The 17,918-nt window shown below is 36.3% G+C and carries 12 protein-coding genes and 1 tRNA gene; 5 read left to right on the plus strand and 8 right to left on the minus strand.

All coding sequences use genetic code 11. The features are described from left to right. Window positions 1-9 precede the first annotated feature (9 nt). The 3 genes from AAGF08_RS10665 to AAGF08_RS10675 all read right to left on the minus strand — a co-directional run bounded on the left by AAGF08_RS10665 (window position 10) and on the right by AAGF08_RS10675 (window position 4,343). On the minus strand, window positions 10-2,343 hold the full coding sequence (locus AAGF08_RS10665; RefSeq protein WP_343511148.1) for a TonB-dependent receptor: 2,334 nt from the start codon (window positions 2,341-2,343) through the stop codon (window positions 10-12). 66 nt (window positions 2,344-2,409) lie between these two features. Then, window positions 2,410-3,663 carry a HAMP domain-containing sensor histidine kinase gene (locus AAGF08_RS10670; protein ID WP_343511149.1) on the minus strand — a complete coding sequence of 418 codons (1,254 nt, stop codon included), beginning with the start codon at window positions 3,661-3,663 and terminating at the stop codon, window positions 2,410-2,412. After that, entirely contained in the window at window positions 3,660-4,343 is a 684-nt protein-coding gene (locus AAGF08_RS10675) for a response regulator transcription factor (RefSeq protein ID WP_343511150.1), read from the minus strand. The genes AAGF08_RS10670 and AAGF08_RS10675 overlap by 4 nt, the downstream gene beginning before the upstream one ends. A 375-nt stretch (window positions 4,344-4,718) precedes the next feature. On the opposite strand from AAGF08_RS10675, the gene AAGF08_RS10680 reads away from it, so the two are divergent. From AAGF08_RS10680 to AAGF08_RS10700, 5 genes are all read left to right on the plus strand, one after another. Then, window positions 4,719-4,792, plus strand: a tRNA-Pro gene (locus tag AAGF08_RS10680). A 225-nt stretch (window positions 4,793-5,017) separates the two neighbouring features. Beyond that, on the plus strand, window positions 5,018-6,439 hold the full coding sequence (locus tag AAGF08_RS10685) for an alanine/glycine:cation symporter family protein (RefSeq protein ID WP_343511151.1): 1,422 nt from the start codon (window positions 5,018-5,020) through the stop codon (window positions 6,437-6,439). Between the two features lie 201 nt (window positions 6,440-6,640). Next, window positions 6,641-7,672, plus strand: a complete 1,032-nt coding sequence (locus AAGF08_RS10690) for an aldehyde reductase (protein ID WP_343511152.1) — start codon at window positions 6,641-6,643, stop codon at window positions 7,670-7,672. A gap of 217 nt (window positions 7,673-7,889) precedes the next feature. Further along, complete coding sequence (locus AAGF08_RS10695; protein ID WP_343511153.1) at window positions 7,890-9,059, plus strand: alpha/beta hydrolase-fold protein; 1,170 nt, start codon at window positions 7,890-7,892, stop codon at window positions 9,057-9,059. Window positions 9,060-9,192: 133 nt separating this feature from the next. Then, complete coding sequence (locus AAGF08_RS10700) at window positions 9,193-10,248, plus strand: porin (protein WP_343511154.1); 1,056 nt, start codon at window positions 9,193-9,195, stop codon at window positions 10,246-10,248. Window positions 10,249-10,366: 118 nt separating this feature from the next. On the opposite strand, the gene AAGF08_RS10705 is transcribed toward AAGF08_RS10700, so the two are convergent. The 5 genes from AAGF08_RS10705 to AAGF08_RS10725 form a co-directional block, all read right to left on the minus strand. Further along, the gene (locus AAGF08_RS10705) at window positions 10,367-13,543 is read right to left on the minus strand and encodes a multidrug efflux RND transporter permease subunit (RefSeq protein ID WP_343511155.1); all 3,177 of its coding nucleotides are present in this window, start codon (window positions 13,541-13,543) and stop codon (window positions 10,367-10,369) included. A gap of 24 nt (window positions 13,544-13,567) precedes the next feature. Further along, entirely contained in the window at window positions 13,568-14,683 is a 1,116-nt protein-coding gene (locus tag AAGF08_RS10710; RefSeq protein ID WP_343511156.1) for an efflux RND transporter periplasmic adaptor subunit, read from the minus strand. Between the two features lie 25 nt (window positions 14,684-14,708). Next, complete coding sequence (locus tag AAGF08_RS10715) at window positions 14,709-16,034, minus strand: TolC family protein (protein ID WP_343511157.1); 1,326 nt, start codon at window positions 16,032-16,034, stop codon at window positions 14,709-14,711. Window positions 16,035-16,079: 45 nt separating this feature from the next. Then, window positions 16,080-16,658, minus strand: a complete 579-nt coding sequence (locus AAGF08_RS10720) for a TetR/AcrR family transcriptional regulator (protein ID WP_343511158.1) — start codon at window positions 16,656-16,658, stop codon at window positions 16,080-16,082. Window positions 16,659-16,808: 150 nt separating this feature from the next. Continuing rightward, window positions 16,809-17,900, minus strand: a complete 1,092-nt coding sequence (locus tag AAGF08_RS10725) for an AI-2E family transporter (RefSeq protein ID WP_343511159.1) — start codon at window positions 17,898-17,900, stop codon at window positions 16,809-16,811. Window positions 17,901-17,918 lie beyond the last annotated feature (18 nt).

Here is a 17,918-nt window from a genome sequence, read left to right on the forward strand (position 1 = left end):
TAATTAATATTAAAAATTAAATCTTGCAGATAACAGATAGATCTGCGTTTCCCTTTTTGAGTAAAAATCTTGAGAAAAGGAATTAGTCAATGAACTCCCGGCAAATCTCCTGGTATCAAAAATATCTCTCGCACTGAAGGTTAAACTTCCCTTACCTTCAAAAAATGATTTTTGCAAACTCCCATCAAAATAATATTGTGCTAAATCTCTTCCCTGAGCTTCAATTTCAGGAGATTCGTAGTTTCCTACTAATTGGAAATTTATACCCCAAGGCAGTTTAAAGTCCTGGGTCATTTTTACATTCCAAGAAAATCCAGAGTTCGTGAATTCTTCGCCAATATTTGAACCGTCCACAGCAATTTGAAATAGCGTAAGACCTCCATTTAGAGAATACCAGTCATTAATCTCACTTGTCGCGATAAATTCAACTCCATAAGACTGAGAGGAAAGCAAATTGTCTGGTTGCGAATAAGATATGCCATCCTCAACCAAAGTGATGAAATCCATCTGTCCATTTACTTTTCTGTAGAAAAGATTAGTTGTGAAACTTGACTTATCGAAATTTGCTAAATGCCCTAACTCAAATGAATTGATCATTTCTGGCTCTAACTCAGGATTTCCTCTTCTCACATTCAAACTATCCGTAATATCAGGGAAAGGGTTTAACCTCCAGGCTCTTGGCCTATCAATCCTTCTACTGTAAGTTATTTTTAATGCGTGGTTCTCATTCAGGTTATATAAACCCTGTACACTTGGGAATAAATTGAAATAAGATTGATCATTTGATTCATTGGTGTTTGCCAGATAGGTGTCGACTTTAGTCAGCTCACCCCTTAGACCTAGTGCATATTCAAACTTTGGATTGGATTGAGAAAAGACAAAATATCCCGCATGGATTTGATCTTTATAAATAAACTGATTGCTTATCGCTGGATCATTTACAAATTCCTGAGATCCTTCTTCAAACCTTAGATATTGATAATCATTGTCGAATTTACGGATGGTTGATTTCAAACCTGTTTCAAACTTTCCAGATTCCAAAGGACGAATATAGTCCGCTTGTAAAACCGAAATATTTCTGATTTCGTCGGTGAAAGCCTTTTCTTTTCCTGTTAGATTTTCAGGATTTGGATTTTTACTGTTGTTAAAAATTTCAATGTTTTGGGTTTTGTATTGATTTCTAAAAGAGTGACTTGCAGAAGCTCTGATTAAATGTCCTTTTTCTTTAAATGAATGCTCAAAAATTAAAGCATTATCAAATCCATCATCTGTTTCATTCTCAGAATTTCTCCTGACATAATTAAATAAATTATCCTGTTTGATTTGTTCTGCATACAAAGTGTTCGTTTGCCAATTTTCACTGGACTGGAAAACACCTTCATAGCTCAAAATATTATTTCCAAAATAATAATCTGCTCCATAGTTAAGATTATGTCCTATATCATGATCAGTATTATCTGTATTCTGAACCAGCGACTCATTATCTTCAAAAAGTATTCTTGTGGATTCACGCGTTCCTATGCTTTTCCAATTCCTATAATTATATCCAGCATAGGTATTTAGCTTCAAACTTCTGTGACTAATTCTACCACCTAAATTTGTTCGGTTTCTTGTACCATATGTTGCTTCCAGACCTCCATGTGTACCAAGCTCAAGACCTTTTTTTAAAACAATGTCTATAACTCCTGCTTCAGCTTCTGCATCGTATCTAGCATTTGGGTTATTTATTACGCGTATTTCTTCTACTGCACTCGCAGGTAGTTGATCAAGATTATTGGTCAAAGATGAGTTTCTACCATTAATTAAAATATTTGTTCCTGAGCTACCTCTAAGAGAAACTGATCCGTCTTCACTTACCGAAATGGATGGAGTATTTCTTAACACATCTAATACGGTACCACCTGTATTTGCCAAATTATTTTCAGGAGTAATTGTTATTCCTTCCATGGTCGTCCTTACAGGCATCTTTGAAGTTTCTACTACTACCTCTTCCAAACTTTGATTTTCCCTTGCTAATTGAAGTGTTCCGAGATCTACTGCGCCAGAAACTTCAATATTGGAAATAATCAAATCTGAATAACCTAGAAAAAAGGCTTTGAAATCATATTCACCGGAGTTCACCAGCAAAGAAAAACGTCCATTTTCATCCGTATCTCCAAAAATCTCCGGAGAACTAGAATCCGAATCCTCAAAAAGTGCTACTTGTACAAAAGATAATGGTTTCTCCGATTCTGAATCCAATAGAACTCCAGAAACCGTTGATTTTTGGCCATAGGAATTATGGATAACCAAAAAAAGGCATAGCGTTAAAAACAGAAAAATTTTTGGATTTGATTTCTTCATTGAAACAGTTGGTTTATTAGTTATAACCAATTTTACCAAATGAATCTGAATGAAATTTGAAGTTGGTTAAGAAAGCAGAATTTTTGCAGTATGAATTTCGCCTTTGGAGGAATACATGAATAATAATCCATAGCTTTTACAAATCTGATTCACTATGGAGAGCCCTAAGCCTATGGATTCAGGTTTATCGCTTTCTTTCTGAAACCGTTGCAAAAGTTCTTCAGGATTTTTCTTTAATGGTGTACCTGAATTTTCAATTTTTAAAAACTTACTCGTCAATTGAATTTTTACCCACCCTCCTTTTTGGTTATGCTTCACAGCATTCCCAATTAAGTTTTGAATTAATATTTCGGCAATAAATGGATGAATAATAGCAAATACATTGTTTTCAACATCTTTTTCAAGGGAAAGATTACTGACCGAAATTAATTCTTCTGCCATTTCGATATTTTTCAGCAAAATTTCAGATAGGTTAACCTTACTAGGAGTTTCAAATTCATTATTTTCGAGCTTTGCCAATAAACTAAGGGATTTTACAATTCGCTGAATCCGCTCGTTATTTTGATAGGCCGAATGAATTAAATGCGCTTGTTCTTCAGTGATTTCTTCATTCATCAAATGCTCCAATTTTCCTCTGACTACAGAAGCCGGGGTTTGAATTTCGTGCGAAATATTCTCTGAAAATTCCTTAATCTGCCTATAATCCTTCAATAGTTTTTTTGACATACGCATCAAAAAATCATTGAGTTGGTCAAACTCTTTAATTTTGCTTTTTTCAAATATGAAAGGTTCGTTTTGAGAAAAATTGAAATCTTGAATTTTACTTAAAGAATATTGAAATGGACGAAATATTCGATTTGAAATTCCTCTTAAAAACAAGACGATAAAAGCTAATTGTAAAAGAAAAACCACCACCATAGTAAATACAACGGTCTCTGTGATATCATCTGTCTCCACCAACAAATTGAAATAGGAAATCCGATAATGTTCCCCATCTATTTTAAATGATTTACTGGCTTTGAGTTGCTTTACTTTTTTATCATTCGGCTCATGAAATGCCAAGGTATCCCTTAAATACAATTCTTCTTCTAGTCTATCAAATGGAATAATTTCTATTTCTAATCTTCCGTTAACCAAACTTTGGTAAGGATTACCACTTCGGATCTGATCGGCTACCGAATCAACTTGTCTATCGAGTTCTCTACCCATTTCAAATTCAATCTCAGAATCAATTTTTAGGTAAATAAAAAACCCTCCTATAAGAAGCCCTGCAAGAGTCAGTATTAAATATACAAATGTGATGATGTTAATGAGTTTCATATCGTATTCTCATCAAACTTATACCCTAAGCCATAAACGGTCTTAAGATAGTCTTTCCCTCCTGCTCCGCAGATCTTCTTTCTAAGGTTTTTCATGTGCTGATAAACAAAATCAAAATTGGCCAAATTATCGGTGTAATCTCCCCACAAATGTTGGGCGATGGCTTCTTTACCTAGCACTCGGTTTTTATTGGTCATTAGGAATATGAGTAGATCAAACTCTTTCTTGGTCAAATCAAGATAATTCCCGTTGACAAAAGCCTCAGAAGTGGTAAGATTAATAGAAATCTCCTTGATTTGGATTTCATCTGAACCGTCCAACTTCGATCTTCTATAGATTGCTTTTAACCTTGCCAATAATTCAGATAAGTGAAAAGGTTTGGGTAAATAGTCATCTGCTCCTTGATCTAATCCCTTAATTTTATCATCTAGCGCCCCTTTTGCTGAAATAATAAGAACATTGGGAGAACTTTTTCTAGATTTAATTAACTCTAAGAGTGACAATCCATCCCCGTCAGGAAGCATTAAATCCAACAGAACGCAATCGTAAGAGTAGGATAAAAGTTTGTCCTCTGCGATGAATAAGGAATTGGCAGTTTCGCACAGAATTCCCTCATGATCTAAATATCTTACTACGTTTTCTGCAAGTTCTGAATTATCTTCGATAAGGAGAATTTTCATTTAACTAAGAATAAAATAAGGTTCAATAACTCAAATTGAAATTGATGAGATACTCTGAAGCAATTTTGAAGTTCAGTTTTTAAAATGAGTTTCAAGCTAAGAAAAACGTAACTATTTTATTCCCAACTTATTAAATATTGGCAATTTTCCAGATTGGACGTAACTGGATTTTTTTCAGAATAATTAAAGATACAAAATTGGGAAAAGGAATATTTTACTACATTTGCATCCGGTTCTGAAGCATTGGTCATAGACTTAAGCATCAATCTAACCACGGGGCATAGCCTCGAAAGCTTTCGGGGTAAACTCCGCTAAAAACGTTAATCTATTTTGATAACAAACTTTAGCCTTTAGTCCCGATCGTTTTAAACACCTCGGGGTGTAGCGTAGCCCGGTATCGCGCCTGCTTTGGGAGCAGGAGGTCGTAGGTTCGAATCCTGCCACCCCGACAATTGCCAGCAAAAAAAGTGCTGGCATTTTTTATTTTCAGACAGAATTTATTTAGATCCAATTTGAAAAATCCTGTTTCCAGAAGAATTATCTGCATTTCACAAGAAAAAACCCCCATTCAAAACGATTCTTCTGAGTTTATAGGGTATTTTTTACTTTCTTCGGGTTCAAAATAAACCCAAGATTTAGAATTCTTGTAAGATTTAGAAGTTTACCAATCAAAAATGAAAGAAATTGTAGAAGCAATTAATGCTGTAGTTTGGAGTGATGCCTTGATCCTTTTGTGTTTGGGGGCTGGGATATATTTTTCTTTTGTGACCAAGTTTCTTCAAGTCACCTATTTCAAAGAAATGATCCAACTTCTATTCAAAGGTGAATCATCCGAAAAAGGAGTTTCTTCATTCCAGGCTTTTGCGATTGCCATTTCCGGTAGAGTTGGGACAGGAAATATCGCCGGTGTGGCAACAGCTATCGCAATGGGAGGTCCTGGAGCTATTTTCTGGATGTGGGTGATTGCTTTTTTAGGCGCGGCATCTGCATTTGTAGAATCGACTTTAGGACAGATTTATAAAGAAGTAGATCACGGAGAATACCGCGGGGGACCTGCATACTATATAGAAAAGGGACTTGGCATTAAATGGTATGCAATTTTATTTGCTTTTGCTACAATTCTCGCGACGGCCTTATTTATGCCTGGTGTGCAAAGTAATAGTATCGCATTGAGTGTTGAGAACGCATTCGAAATTCCTGTCATGTATACAGGAATTATCGTGACTGGCTTTCTCGGTTTAATTATCCTTGGTGGTGTCAAACGAATCAGTAAAGTAGCAGAGGTGGTTATTCCATTTATGGCAGCAGCATATATTTTAATGGCCATCACAATTATATTGATGAACATTACAGAGGTTCCTTCAATTTTTGCATTGATTATAAAATCAGCAATGAACCTTGAAGCTGCATTTAGTGGGGTTTTTGGGATGGCTATCGCCTGGGGAGTTAAAAGAGGAATTTATTCAAATGAGGCAGGTCAAGGTACTGCACCCCATGCTGCATCCGCAGCCGAAGTATCTCATCCAGTAAAGCAAGGGCTTGTTCAGGCATTTTCTGTCTATGTAGACACGATTTTCGTTTGTACCGCGACTGCACTGATGATTCTTTTTACAGGGCAATACAATGTACTAAATCCTGATGGTGGATTTATTGTTGAAAACCTTCCAGGTGTTTCGTTTGGTCCAGAATACACACAATATGCAGTGGGAACTCATTTTCCTGCTTTAGGAAAAGGCTTTGTTGCTGTATCCTTATTGTTCTTTGCTTTTACCACCATTATGGCCTATTACTACATCGCGGAAACTAACCTTAGTTATCTTCTTAGAAAATCAAATAACGGTTGGGCTATTTGGGTACTTAGAGTTGCAATTTTAGCCTCTACATTTTATGGTTCTATTAAAACTGCTGCTCTTGCCTGGACCATGGGTGATATCGGAGTTGGAATGATGGCGTGGCTCAACGTCATAGCCATACTTCTCTTGAGAAAACCAGCCATGAAAGCATTTAAAGATTATAAAAAGCAGAAAAAAGCAGGAAAAGACCCTGTGTTTATCGCGAAAGAAGCAGGAATTGAAAATGCAGATTTCTGGAAATAGAAAAGAGTTAATTTATACCATAAAAAGGCCGTCAAGTTACTTGTCGGCCTTTTTTTGTGTTTCTAACACTAGTATGTTTTCTATTAAATAATTAGATACATAAAGCATAAACACTAATTTCTACAAAGATTCCTTCTCAAGTACTTGCTAATAAATCGATATCTTTAATAAAAATCATAATTCCTAAAACAAAGAATAACCATGAAAAAGAAAGTATTAGTAACAGGAGTTTCAGGCTTTGTAGGTCAGCATTGTGCTGTTGAACTCCTTAAGCATGGTTATCATGTGAAAGGTTCTCTCCGGGATTTATCAAAAGGAGATAAAATAAAAGAAGCAATTAGTAAAGTTGTTGATCCAAAAGACCAGCTTGAATTTTGTATTCTGGATTTGACCAAAGATGAAGGATGGGAGGAAGCAATGAAAGGCTGTGAATTTTTACTTCACGTGGCATCACCTTTTATTTTTAAACAAACCGACGATGAAAATGAATTAATTAAACCTGCTGTCGATGGGACGCTCAGAGCTTTGAAAGCTGCTCAGAAGTCTGAAGTAAAACGAGTGGTTTTAACCTCATCGATTACTGCTATGAGTGGTCACATGTATAGCGGGGAATTCACTCCAAATGATTGGACTGATTTAAGCGATAAAAACTTGAGTACCTATACACGAAGTAAAACCATTGCAGAAAAAGCAGCTTGGGATTTTTATAACAACCAGAAAACCGGTCATAAAATTGAATTAGTTGTGATTAATCCAGGAGGTATAACGGGGCCTACACTCACAAATAATTTGGAGGGCACAAGTATGGATACACTAGTCCAACTGATTACCGGTAAAATGTCCATGATTCCTGATGTCTCTTTCCCTATGGTGGATGTAAGAGACGTTGCAGCACTTCATGTTCAAGCATTAACTAATGAATCAGCAAATGGAAAGCGCTTTATCGCTGCTTCAAAACAACCTGTTCATTACATGGATATAGCAAAAATGCTGAAAAATAATGGATATGATAAAGTAAGTACCAAGAAAGCTCCTCTATTTTTATTGAAAATGATTGGGTTCGTTAATAAAGAAGTAAAGGCACTGCTAACGCTGATTGGAAAGCATCTTTCTGCAGATAATAGTCAAACCATTTCAGTATTTAATTGGGAACCTATGTCTATGGAAAAGTCAGCGCTTGATATGGCTAAATCTGTAGAAATAGCTTTAAACAAGAAATACTCAAAAGGCTAAACTTCCTACTTAGTTAAACCTTATTTCGGTAAAGGAAATACCAAAACATATTTACCAAATGAAAAATCACTTTACCGGATTTTCTCATTTTTGTTTTCCATCTAAAACGAATCAGATTATTTTGCGGGAATATAAAGTTTGACGCAAAAAATTCTATTTGATGAAAATCCTCATTATCGCTTACCCCAGGGATCTTCATCAATTAATAATCAACAGAATGAGTAAGAAATTAATGATTTTCCTATTTCTATTATTTGGTGTAAACCATGTAAAATCACAAGATCTAGGAGAAATAACAATAGGAATAAAACATTCAATCCACTCCAATATTTTAGATGAAAACAGGGAATATTGGGTAAGCTTACCTGAATCGTACAACGGTATAGAATCATCATACCAGAGCTATCCCGTGTTGATTTTGCTTGATGGGAATGCCCATTTTAGATCAATAACTGGGATGGTAAACTATATGAGTTCTGGATACAATGGAAATAGAAAGATTCCAGAAATGATTGTTGTGGCGATTCAAAATGTAGATCGGGCAAGAGACTTTACTCCTGATAAAATAGTTACAGTTAGAGAGAATAATTTTGGAGGAGGTGACAACTTTTTACGTTTTCTGGAAGAAGAGCTTTTTCCAGTACTGGATCAGGAATACAGAACAGCACCTTATCGAATTCTATATGGACACTCTTTGGGCGGATTATTAGCTACCCATGCCTACATGAAAGAACAAACACTGTTCAACTCATTTATAGCAGTTGACCCAAGCTTTGGTTCTTGGGATGCAGAAACAATGGACAAAAAGCTGGAAGCCTTAACAGAGAAATCATTTAACAGATATTATTATATAGCCACAGCAAATTGGGGCAAAAGAAATATCAGAAACCGCGATCGCCATGTAAGATTATTTGAATCATTGAATAGCAAAGTGGCGGATGAATATCCCGGAAAACTGGAATATTTTGAAAATGAAAATCATGGTTCCGTTCCCGTTATTGCTTTTCATAATGGTATCTCTTCAATTTTCGAAGGATATGGGATTTCCTATCGTGATATTGAAAGCCAAGAACAGCTAAACGAACATTTTCAATCTATTTCAAAACGGTTATCCTGGAATGTAAAACCACCCGAATATCTTGTCAATCAGTTAGGATATAAATTTCTTCGGGGAAATGAAAACGATAAGTCAAAGGCCTTATCTTTTTTTATCTTAAACACCGAAAATTATCCTAAGTCATATAATGCTTTTGATAGTTTGGGTGAGGCCTATGAATCTTTAGGTGATCAGGAAAAAGCAATGGAAAATTATAAAAAATCCCTTCTGCTAAATGCAGATAATGAGCATGCAGAAATGAAAATTAAAAACTTTAGCCAAAGCAAATAAAGAAAGAAGGTCTCGCAATAAGCTATTTTTTACAAGCTTCAGATTCCTTCTCTTGTAGAGAAAAAGTAAAACAGAAATAATGAAGATGAGGCAGTGTTCTATAATTTTTTCTCTCCTTCTAGTAAGTTTCAACTTGTCTGCACAAGTTGATAGTTCCTGGCAGCAAAAACCTCAGATAAATATTTTAGGCTTTGCAGATGTGTTTTATGTATATGACTTTAATCAACCATCAAGCCCAGAAAGACAGCCCTTTTTGTATAATCATAACCGCCACAATGAATTCAATTTGAATTTAGGGTTGGTGAAATTTAACCTGGAACATAAAAAGTATCGAGCAAATCTGGCTTTGCAAACAGGAACATATGCAAATGACAATTATGCTGCAGAACCTGGAGTTCTGAAGAATATTTTTGAGGCCAATGTTGGAATTTCACTTAACAGGGAAAATAGTTTATGGTTGGATGCTGGCGTGCTACCTTCCCATATTGGTTTTGAAAGTGCCATTTCAATGGACAATATGACTTTAACTCGTTCCTTATTGGCTGAAAATTCACCCTATTTTCTATCCGGAGCAAAACTTACTTTCAATCCCAATGAAAAATGGGAACTGGCAGCTTTGATTGTGAATGGTTGGCAACGAATTCAACGATTGGAAGGGAATTCATTGCCTTCTTTTGGAACTCAAATAAAATTTAGCGCATCTGAAAACGTAACTATTAACTGGAGTACTTTTCTTGGAACAGACGACCCGGATAGCACAAGAAGAATGCGATACTTCAATGACCTTTACGGGTTATTTCAATTAACAGAAAAGATCAACTTAATTACTGGTTTTGATTTTGGATTCCAACAAACATCAAAAGGAAATACGAATTATAACCTTTGGTTTAGTCCAATCATTATAGGACAATATAAAATTGACAAAACCTGGAAAATGGCTTTAAGAGCAGAATACTATCAAGATAAAACAGGAATCATCATTCCTACGGACACAGTTAATGGGTTTTTAACGAGAGGTCTTTCATTAAATATAGACTACTCTCCTGTGCAAAATATTGCTTGTAGGCTAGAAGGACGTTGGTTGCACAGCAAAGACCAAGTCTTTGAAACTAAAACCACTTCATCCAACAATAACTATATTATCGGAACATCGATAGCTATCAAATTTTCAGATCGTATTAATAATTAATAAAGTCTGGAGCTTCGTAAATTTTTAGATAGATCGAAACTACACTGATTATTACTTATAATCCCCCATCAAGTTTTTGCTTAATGGGGGATTATTAATTTTTAATTGAATATGTTAATTAATGCCCTTGATCATGTTCATCAGGCTTATAATTCGCTTCTAATTCAGCCAATGTCTTCTTACCATAAGCGATTTTTGTAATCGTCACGTACAATACCGGTACAAAGAAAATTGCCAAGAATGTTGCCGCGAGCATTCCTCCAATCACGGTCCAGCCAATGGTCTGTCTTGCTACTGCTCCTGCTCCATTTGATAGCGCCAATGGAACAACTCCCAAAATAAAGGCAAGAGACGTCATGATAATAGGCCTTAATCTCAATTTAACTGCTTCCAGCGTAGCTTGAATTAAAGGCATCCCTCGATCCACGCGGTCCTTGGCAAATTCAACAATCAAAATCGCATTCTTCGCTGCCAATCCGATTAAGGTAATCAGACCAATTTGAGCATAAACATTATTATCCAATTTTGGTAAAAAGTGTAACGCCACGATCGCTCCAAATGCTCCTAAAGGCAAAGCAAGAAGTACAGAGAATGGAACAGACCAACTTTCATATAAAGCTGCCAACAAAAGTGAAACCAACACTATTGCTAAAATGAAGATCAAAATTGTGCTATTTCCAGAAGAGAGTTCCTCTCTACTCAAAGCAGAGAAATCATAACCATATCCAGCTGGTAAAACCTGAGCCGCCACTTCCTGAAGTGCAGTCAATGCCTGTCCACTACTATAACCTGGAGCAGCATTTCCATTGATTTCTGCAGATCTGAACAGGTTGTAATGCGAAATTACAGAAGCATTCTCCACCACTTCATAACTTACCAAAGCCGAAAGCGGAACCGACTCACCTTTTGAATTGATTACATAATACTGTTTCAAATCCTCAATTCCAGATCTGTAGCTGGTATCTGCTTGCGCTACTACTCGAAAGTTCCGGCCATACTTTGTAAAGTCGTTGACATAAGTACTTCCCATGTTATTTGACATGGTACTGAAAATATCTGTCATTTGAATCCCAAGTTTTTTCGCTTTTTCACGATCTACTGTGATATGGTAACCTGGAGTTTTTGCATTAAAGAAACTGTAAGCCATAGCTATTTCAGGTCTCTGATTCACTGCAGCCAAAAATTGCCCCATCACTTGTTCAAATTCATTGACATCACCTCCACCACCTCTTTGTTCCAACATAAAACTGAATCCTCCTGTTCTGCCTAAACCGGGGATTGCTGGAGGAGGTACGACAACGATATTCCCATCTTTAATACTTTTGAACTTTTCATTCAATTGAGCAATCAATCCGAAGAGTTGTTTGGAAGGATCTTTTCTTTCAGACCAAGGATCCATTTGAATAAAGAAAGTAGCTGAGTTAGACTTGAATGAGAAGTTTATCACATTCAAACCACCTATACCAGTGACATGATTAACACCATCTGTGTTTTGAATGAGATCACTCATTTGCATCATTACTTCTCTAGTGCGACTAGTAGATGCACTTTCCGGAAGTTCCAAAGTTATATACAGTCTTCCTTCATCTTCTGTAGGCAAGAACCCAGTTGGTTTTGTTTGGAATAACCCAAAAGTTCCTACGAAAATACAGATCAAAATAATCAACACAAGAGGTGCCCTTTTGATAGATTTCTTCACACCTGAGGAATAGGAATTAGTAGTTCTTTCAAACCAATTATTGAACTTAAAGAAAAATTTATTTAGTCCTTTTCCTTTTTCATTTACCTCGGATGGCTTCAATAATAGCGTACAGAGTGCCGGAGTCAAGCTCAGAGCAATGAACGCCGAAATCAACACAGAGATTGCAATCGTGATGGCAAATTGCTGATACATTCTACCTACGATCCCCGGAATAAAACCAACTGGAATAAAGACCGCACTCAAAATTAAAGCAATGGCAATTACCGGAGCAGTAATATCCTTCATCGCCAATTTTGTTGCCTCTAAAGCTGAAACTTTTTTAGAATCAATATAATGCTGCACGGCTTCTACAACCACAATTGCATCATCAACCACAATCCCTATCGCAAGTACAAAACCGAATAAGGTTAGCGTATTTATGGTAAAACCTAAGAGGGGAAAGAAAATAAATGTGCCAATAATAGAAACTGGAATTGCTAATACGGGAACAAGTGTCGCCCGCCAACTCTGGAGGAATAGAAACACAACAAGTACTACCAAAATCAAAGCCTCCATGAATGTTTTAAGTACCTCATTGATACTTACATCAACCACGGAAACAGATTCAAAAGAGATGGTGTAATCCAAATCGTTTGGAAAAGTCTTTTTTAATTCTTCCATTGCGGCATATACTCCATCCGCTGTTTCAAGAGCATTACTTCCGGGTGCTTGATAGACAAGAAGAATTGCAGAATCTTTTCCATCCAAAATAGAAAATCTACTGTAGTCAAATTGGCCTAATTCAATTCTTGCAACATCTCTAAGATAAACCAAAGAACCATCAGCAGGATTACTCCTCAGGATAATATCCCCAAACTCCTCCTCATCTTCTAATCTACCATTTACAGTAATTGCGTATTCAAAAGCTTGATTGTTATACTGAGGCATTCCTCCTACCGTACCAGCTGCTACCTGGAGATTTTGCTCTTGAATTGCTGCTGTTACTTCTCTGGATGAAATATTATACTGTGCGAGCTTATCTGGTTTCAGCCAAATCCTCATACTAAAATCCTGACCAATTGGTGTAATATCACCTACTCCATTCACTCTGAGCAAGGCATCTTTAATGTAGATATTGGCATAATTGGAAAGAAACTTAGGGTCATGTGTATCATTTGGGGAAGTGATGCTAACTACCATCATGATACTTGGATTTCTTTTCCTTACCACTACCCCAAGTCTTCTCACAGCTTCAGGTAATTGAGGCTCAGCGATACTCACTCTGTTTTGAACATCCAGCGTCGCAATATCAATATCAGTTCCTACCTCAAAAGTCACATTGGCATTCATCTGACCAGTACTGGTATTGGTTGAAGAAATATATGCCATCCCAGGTGTACCATTTACCTGTGTCTCAATAGGAGTCGCGACAGTTTCTTCCACTGTTTTGGCATCGGCACCAATGTAATTTGCTGCAATGGAGACCACTGGTGGAGTAATGTCAGGATACTGTGTGACCGGAAGATTCAGTATTGCCAGAAACCCTACCAACACTATGACAATGGATATGACCATTGCTGTTACCGGTCTTTTTATAAATACATCTGATATCATATTTCTTGATTCAAGTCTTTAAAATTATTGCTGACCAGTTGTTTCAGTAGTGATCTCGACTCCCTCACGAAGTTTCTGAACGCCAGTATCCACAATTACATCACCTTCCTTAAGCCCCTCTCTCACCACTATTTCATCTCCTATCTGAGTCCCTAATTCAATTTTTTCTTGATGGACCTTATTTCCATCCTGAACTATAAAAACAAAATATTCTCCCATTTGCTCTACAACTGCCTTATAGGGGATAGCTAATTGAGCTCCTATATCTTCATTGAGTACTTGAAGGGTTACCGTCATTCCAGCGATTAATTCATGATCTGGATTGGGGAATTTAACCCTCAGGTTAATCGTTCCTGATTGTCTCCCAACAGCCCTATCAATGGTGATAAATTCTCCAGGAAATGGATAGGCAGAACCATCACTAAACTTAATCGTGAATAAAGAATCAGGCTTATCTTCTTTTCTAAGCAACCTATTATATCTTGGGATTTCCCGTTCGTTGACCACAAAATTTAGAGACATGGGATCGTTTGAAGACAGTGTATTTAATAAGGGCTGACCAGGAGAAACCTGCGCACCTATTCTCACTTGAGAAATTCCTACTGTCCCATCAAATGGTGCAGTAATTACTGAATATTGATAATCTGTTGTAGCCGATTGTAGTTGTGCATTGGCAAAAGCAACTTTGGACTTGGCATCCAAAACTGCTGTTTCAGCATAATCCAATTGTTGTTTTGCAATTGCATCTTGGGCATCCAATCGCTTATACCTTTCTAAATCCTTAACGAGTTTATCAAGATTAGCTTCTGCACTAGCTAAATTAGCCTGTGCTTGCTGTTGTGCTGCGGAATATTTACTTCGATCTATTTCATATAATTTCTGTCCCTTTTTAACCAGCTGGCCATCCTGAACAAAAATATTCGTAATATATCCTGAAATCTGAGGCCTTAATTCCACCTCACTCATTGGAACCAAAGTAGCTGGATATTCATCAAAACCTCTTACCGTTTTTTCGACAACTTTATAGGTGTTAACAGAAACTATTGGAGCTGGGGGAGGGCCTGATTGCTGTTTCGTGCCACAGGAAAAAACCGTAAAAATCAGCGCTGTAAGGGCAAGAATGCTAAAATTTGATTTCATTATTTTGATTTTTAGAGATGCAGAATTAATTGTATTCAATGAGTCCAAGTGCTTTTTTCAGATCAAGCTTGCTTTCTAATACCTGATAAACAGCATTTAAATGATTTATTTGAGCAGTCCTCAAATCTGTTTCAGCAACTATCAAATCCACATAAGCCTTAATTCCCTCATCATATTGCAGTTTGATGATATTATAGACCTCCTCGGCCAATTGCATATTCTCCCGAATAGCTTCCCACTCGAAAAGACTACTTTGATAATTAGCCAAAGCAAATTCATATTCCGTTTTTATTTGGCTCGTCAAGTTTTTCAAATCAATTTCTCCTCTTTGCACTTGGAGATTAGCGATGCGTACCCGATTCATTCTTTTACCCCCCTGAAAAATAGGAAGGGATAAGGTCAATCCTACAGAAGAAGTAGGGTATGATTGATTGTATAGATTTGAAAAATCCTGATTGAAATAAAGCCAATTGTATCTATAATTTGCCGAAAGCTCAGGAAGGTAATTCCACTTCTCATAACTTGTCTGAATTTCGTTCAATGTCTGCTGCGTTACCATTAATTGATACTCTACTCTGTTTTCCAAAACCAGGGGTTCTGTATCAGTCATGAGCATTTCAGAAAGCATTTTCTCTCTATTGAATTCAACTGTGAAGTCAAACTCGTCAGGATATCCCATTAATTGTTTGAGATAAGCATACTTTGCTTCGAAAGATATATTAACCCTATTTCGGTCACTTTTTTCATTGGCCAATGCAATGCTTGCCCTTTGATAATCGGTTTTATCCACCAATCCAGCTTCATAGCGGCTTACCGCATCCTGATATTGCTTTTGCAGTCTATCCAGGTTTTCATCCAATACATTCAATTGTTCGCTGGCCAATAAAATATCGTAGTAAGCTTTACTTACCTCCACAATCGTATTAATCCGGCTATTTTCGGTCACCTTCTCTAATTGTTCCCGATAATACTTAGAAGTCTTAGATGCAAATAATTGATCCCGGTTAAACAGTGTTTGGTTCACCTGAAATAACAAATTAGAATTCCATGGTTGTCCGAAAGTGATTAATTGGTCTCCTATTACCTGGGTTTGGAGTTTGATGTTGTAGGCAGCTCCACCCGACGCTGAAATTTGAGGATACCAACCTGATATGGCAGATTTAATTTCCTGATCACCTATTTCTTGATCTATCAGAGATTGTCTAATTAGAGGACTATTTAGCAGGGAGTAATCCAAAATTTCCTCAAGGGTAAGCTCACCTTGGGGGATAGCTTGGTCCTCCTGGCCAAAACCTGTTGTCGAAAAGAGTAAAATACCCAATCCAACCAACAGAATATGCTTTTTGAACATAGAATTAATAATTAAATAAAATTTACTGCACTAAAAAGGTTTGGGTCAATCGTCTTTAATCCCCTTCCAAATAAGTTGGGAGATCTCTTCCAGATTCACATTATTACTGGCAAGTTTTTGCTTGAAGTTATTTTTGATACTAACAATTGATCTAATATTGGAATTGACTAATATTGATAAAATAGTGGGGTTTATGTTTTTTATAGCCCCTTCATCGATTCCAGACTGAAAAAAGCTATTCGACCACTCATGCCATACATTTGGCTTTTCATTGGTCTTCTCTAAATAAAATGGAGAATTAAGGAATTGGTCATAAAATCCATGTTTTGCAGGATTAAGATTGTAAAATTCAGTATAATTTTTCCAATAATTGAAAAACCTAGTTTCGAAATCTAGCGAAATATCATCCTTTTCTGCCACGTAATTTTTAATACTTTCTGTTACATAATCATAAATCCCCAGTATCAAGGCTTCCTTACTTTCAAAATAAGTATAAATGGATCCAGCAGCTACCCCCGCATTTTTTGCGACCTTGCTGATTGGACTACCATGAAAACCATAATCACTTATCAGCTCAATTGCACTCTCCAAAATACAGTTTTTCTTGCTTTGTAGATTTTCCATTAACAATGAATGAACGTTCAATCAAATTAACAAAACAATAGTTCCACATTCTAAGAAATTAATGGATTTTTTATCTGATAAGAGATTTAATCTATTGAAAATTTATTTTTTACCCAGCAGTTAATCATTTCACAATCTGGAAGGCAGAAATCATTTAGACTTATTTTTTAAAAAATTCTTTTTAAAAAGTATCCAGAAATTTTCCTTTTTCTCAGAAATGGGGATTTCATCTCCAAGAAGATATCCATATGCACTTAATGCTTCATTCCTTTCCAGAGTAATTTTCAGGACACCAACTAAAGGGATAAACAACACCATTCCTGATATTCCCCAAACAAAACCTCCAATTAAAATAGCTAATACAACAGCGAGTGCATTTACTTTTACCTGAGATCCTACCACCAAGGGTGTTATAAGATTATTTTCCAGAAGTTGAATCCCCCATAAAACCAGAAAAGTCAATAGCGGATATATAAGTAAATCAGTTGTCAAAAAAACATATAAGATTGCGAGTAAAGAACTCAAGAAAACACCGACATAAGGTATCAAATTCATCAATGCGATGAAAACAGCGAAGAGCAGAAAATATTTCACTCCAATAAAATAGAAAAACAACCCTGCGAGGATAGCTACTATGACAGTGACTTTTAATATCCCCGCAAGATAAAATTGAATAACTTTTCCTGAGTCCTTGGCCCAGTTGATGATTTTCTCATTTGAGTCATTTGATTTCCTTATTAAAAACTCAACGAAAAAGTCCTTATAATACATCAGAAGAAAAATATAAAGTGGGATAATTCCTGCCAATGCCAAAGACTTTCCAGTGGAAAAAATTGTCTGATTTAAATTGCCAAAATCAAGAAATTTCTCGAAACTTATTAATTCTTCGGAATTGATTTCAAGCCCTAATAACTCCTGAACATCAGTCATATAATTATTTAGTTTTGAACTAAAGGCTGAACCAATTTCCGGAATATCTCCTATCAGACCAATTACCTGGTCCAAGAGTAAATATAAAATACCAAAAGCCCCTAATGACACAATCAGAATACTAAGAAAAATCGCTATCCCCCTTGGAATTCGTCTTTCCTCAATCCAATTCGACATAGGGTTCAATGCAAAAGCAAAAAAAACACCCCACACAAATGGGACAAAAATAAATGAACCTTCCCTCAACAAGATTGCTCCAAGAATCAAAGCGATTAGAAAATTTGCAGTATTCTGAAGAGTTATATTTTTCATATTTAACAAAGTGAAGAT

It is taken from the genome of Algoriphagus sp. SE2 (assembly GCF_039563885.1).
GTDB lineage: Bacteria > Bacteroidota > Bacteroidia > Cytophagales > Cyclobacteriaceae > Algoriphagus.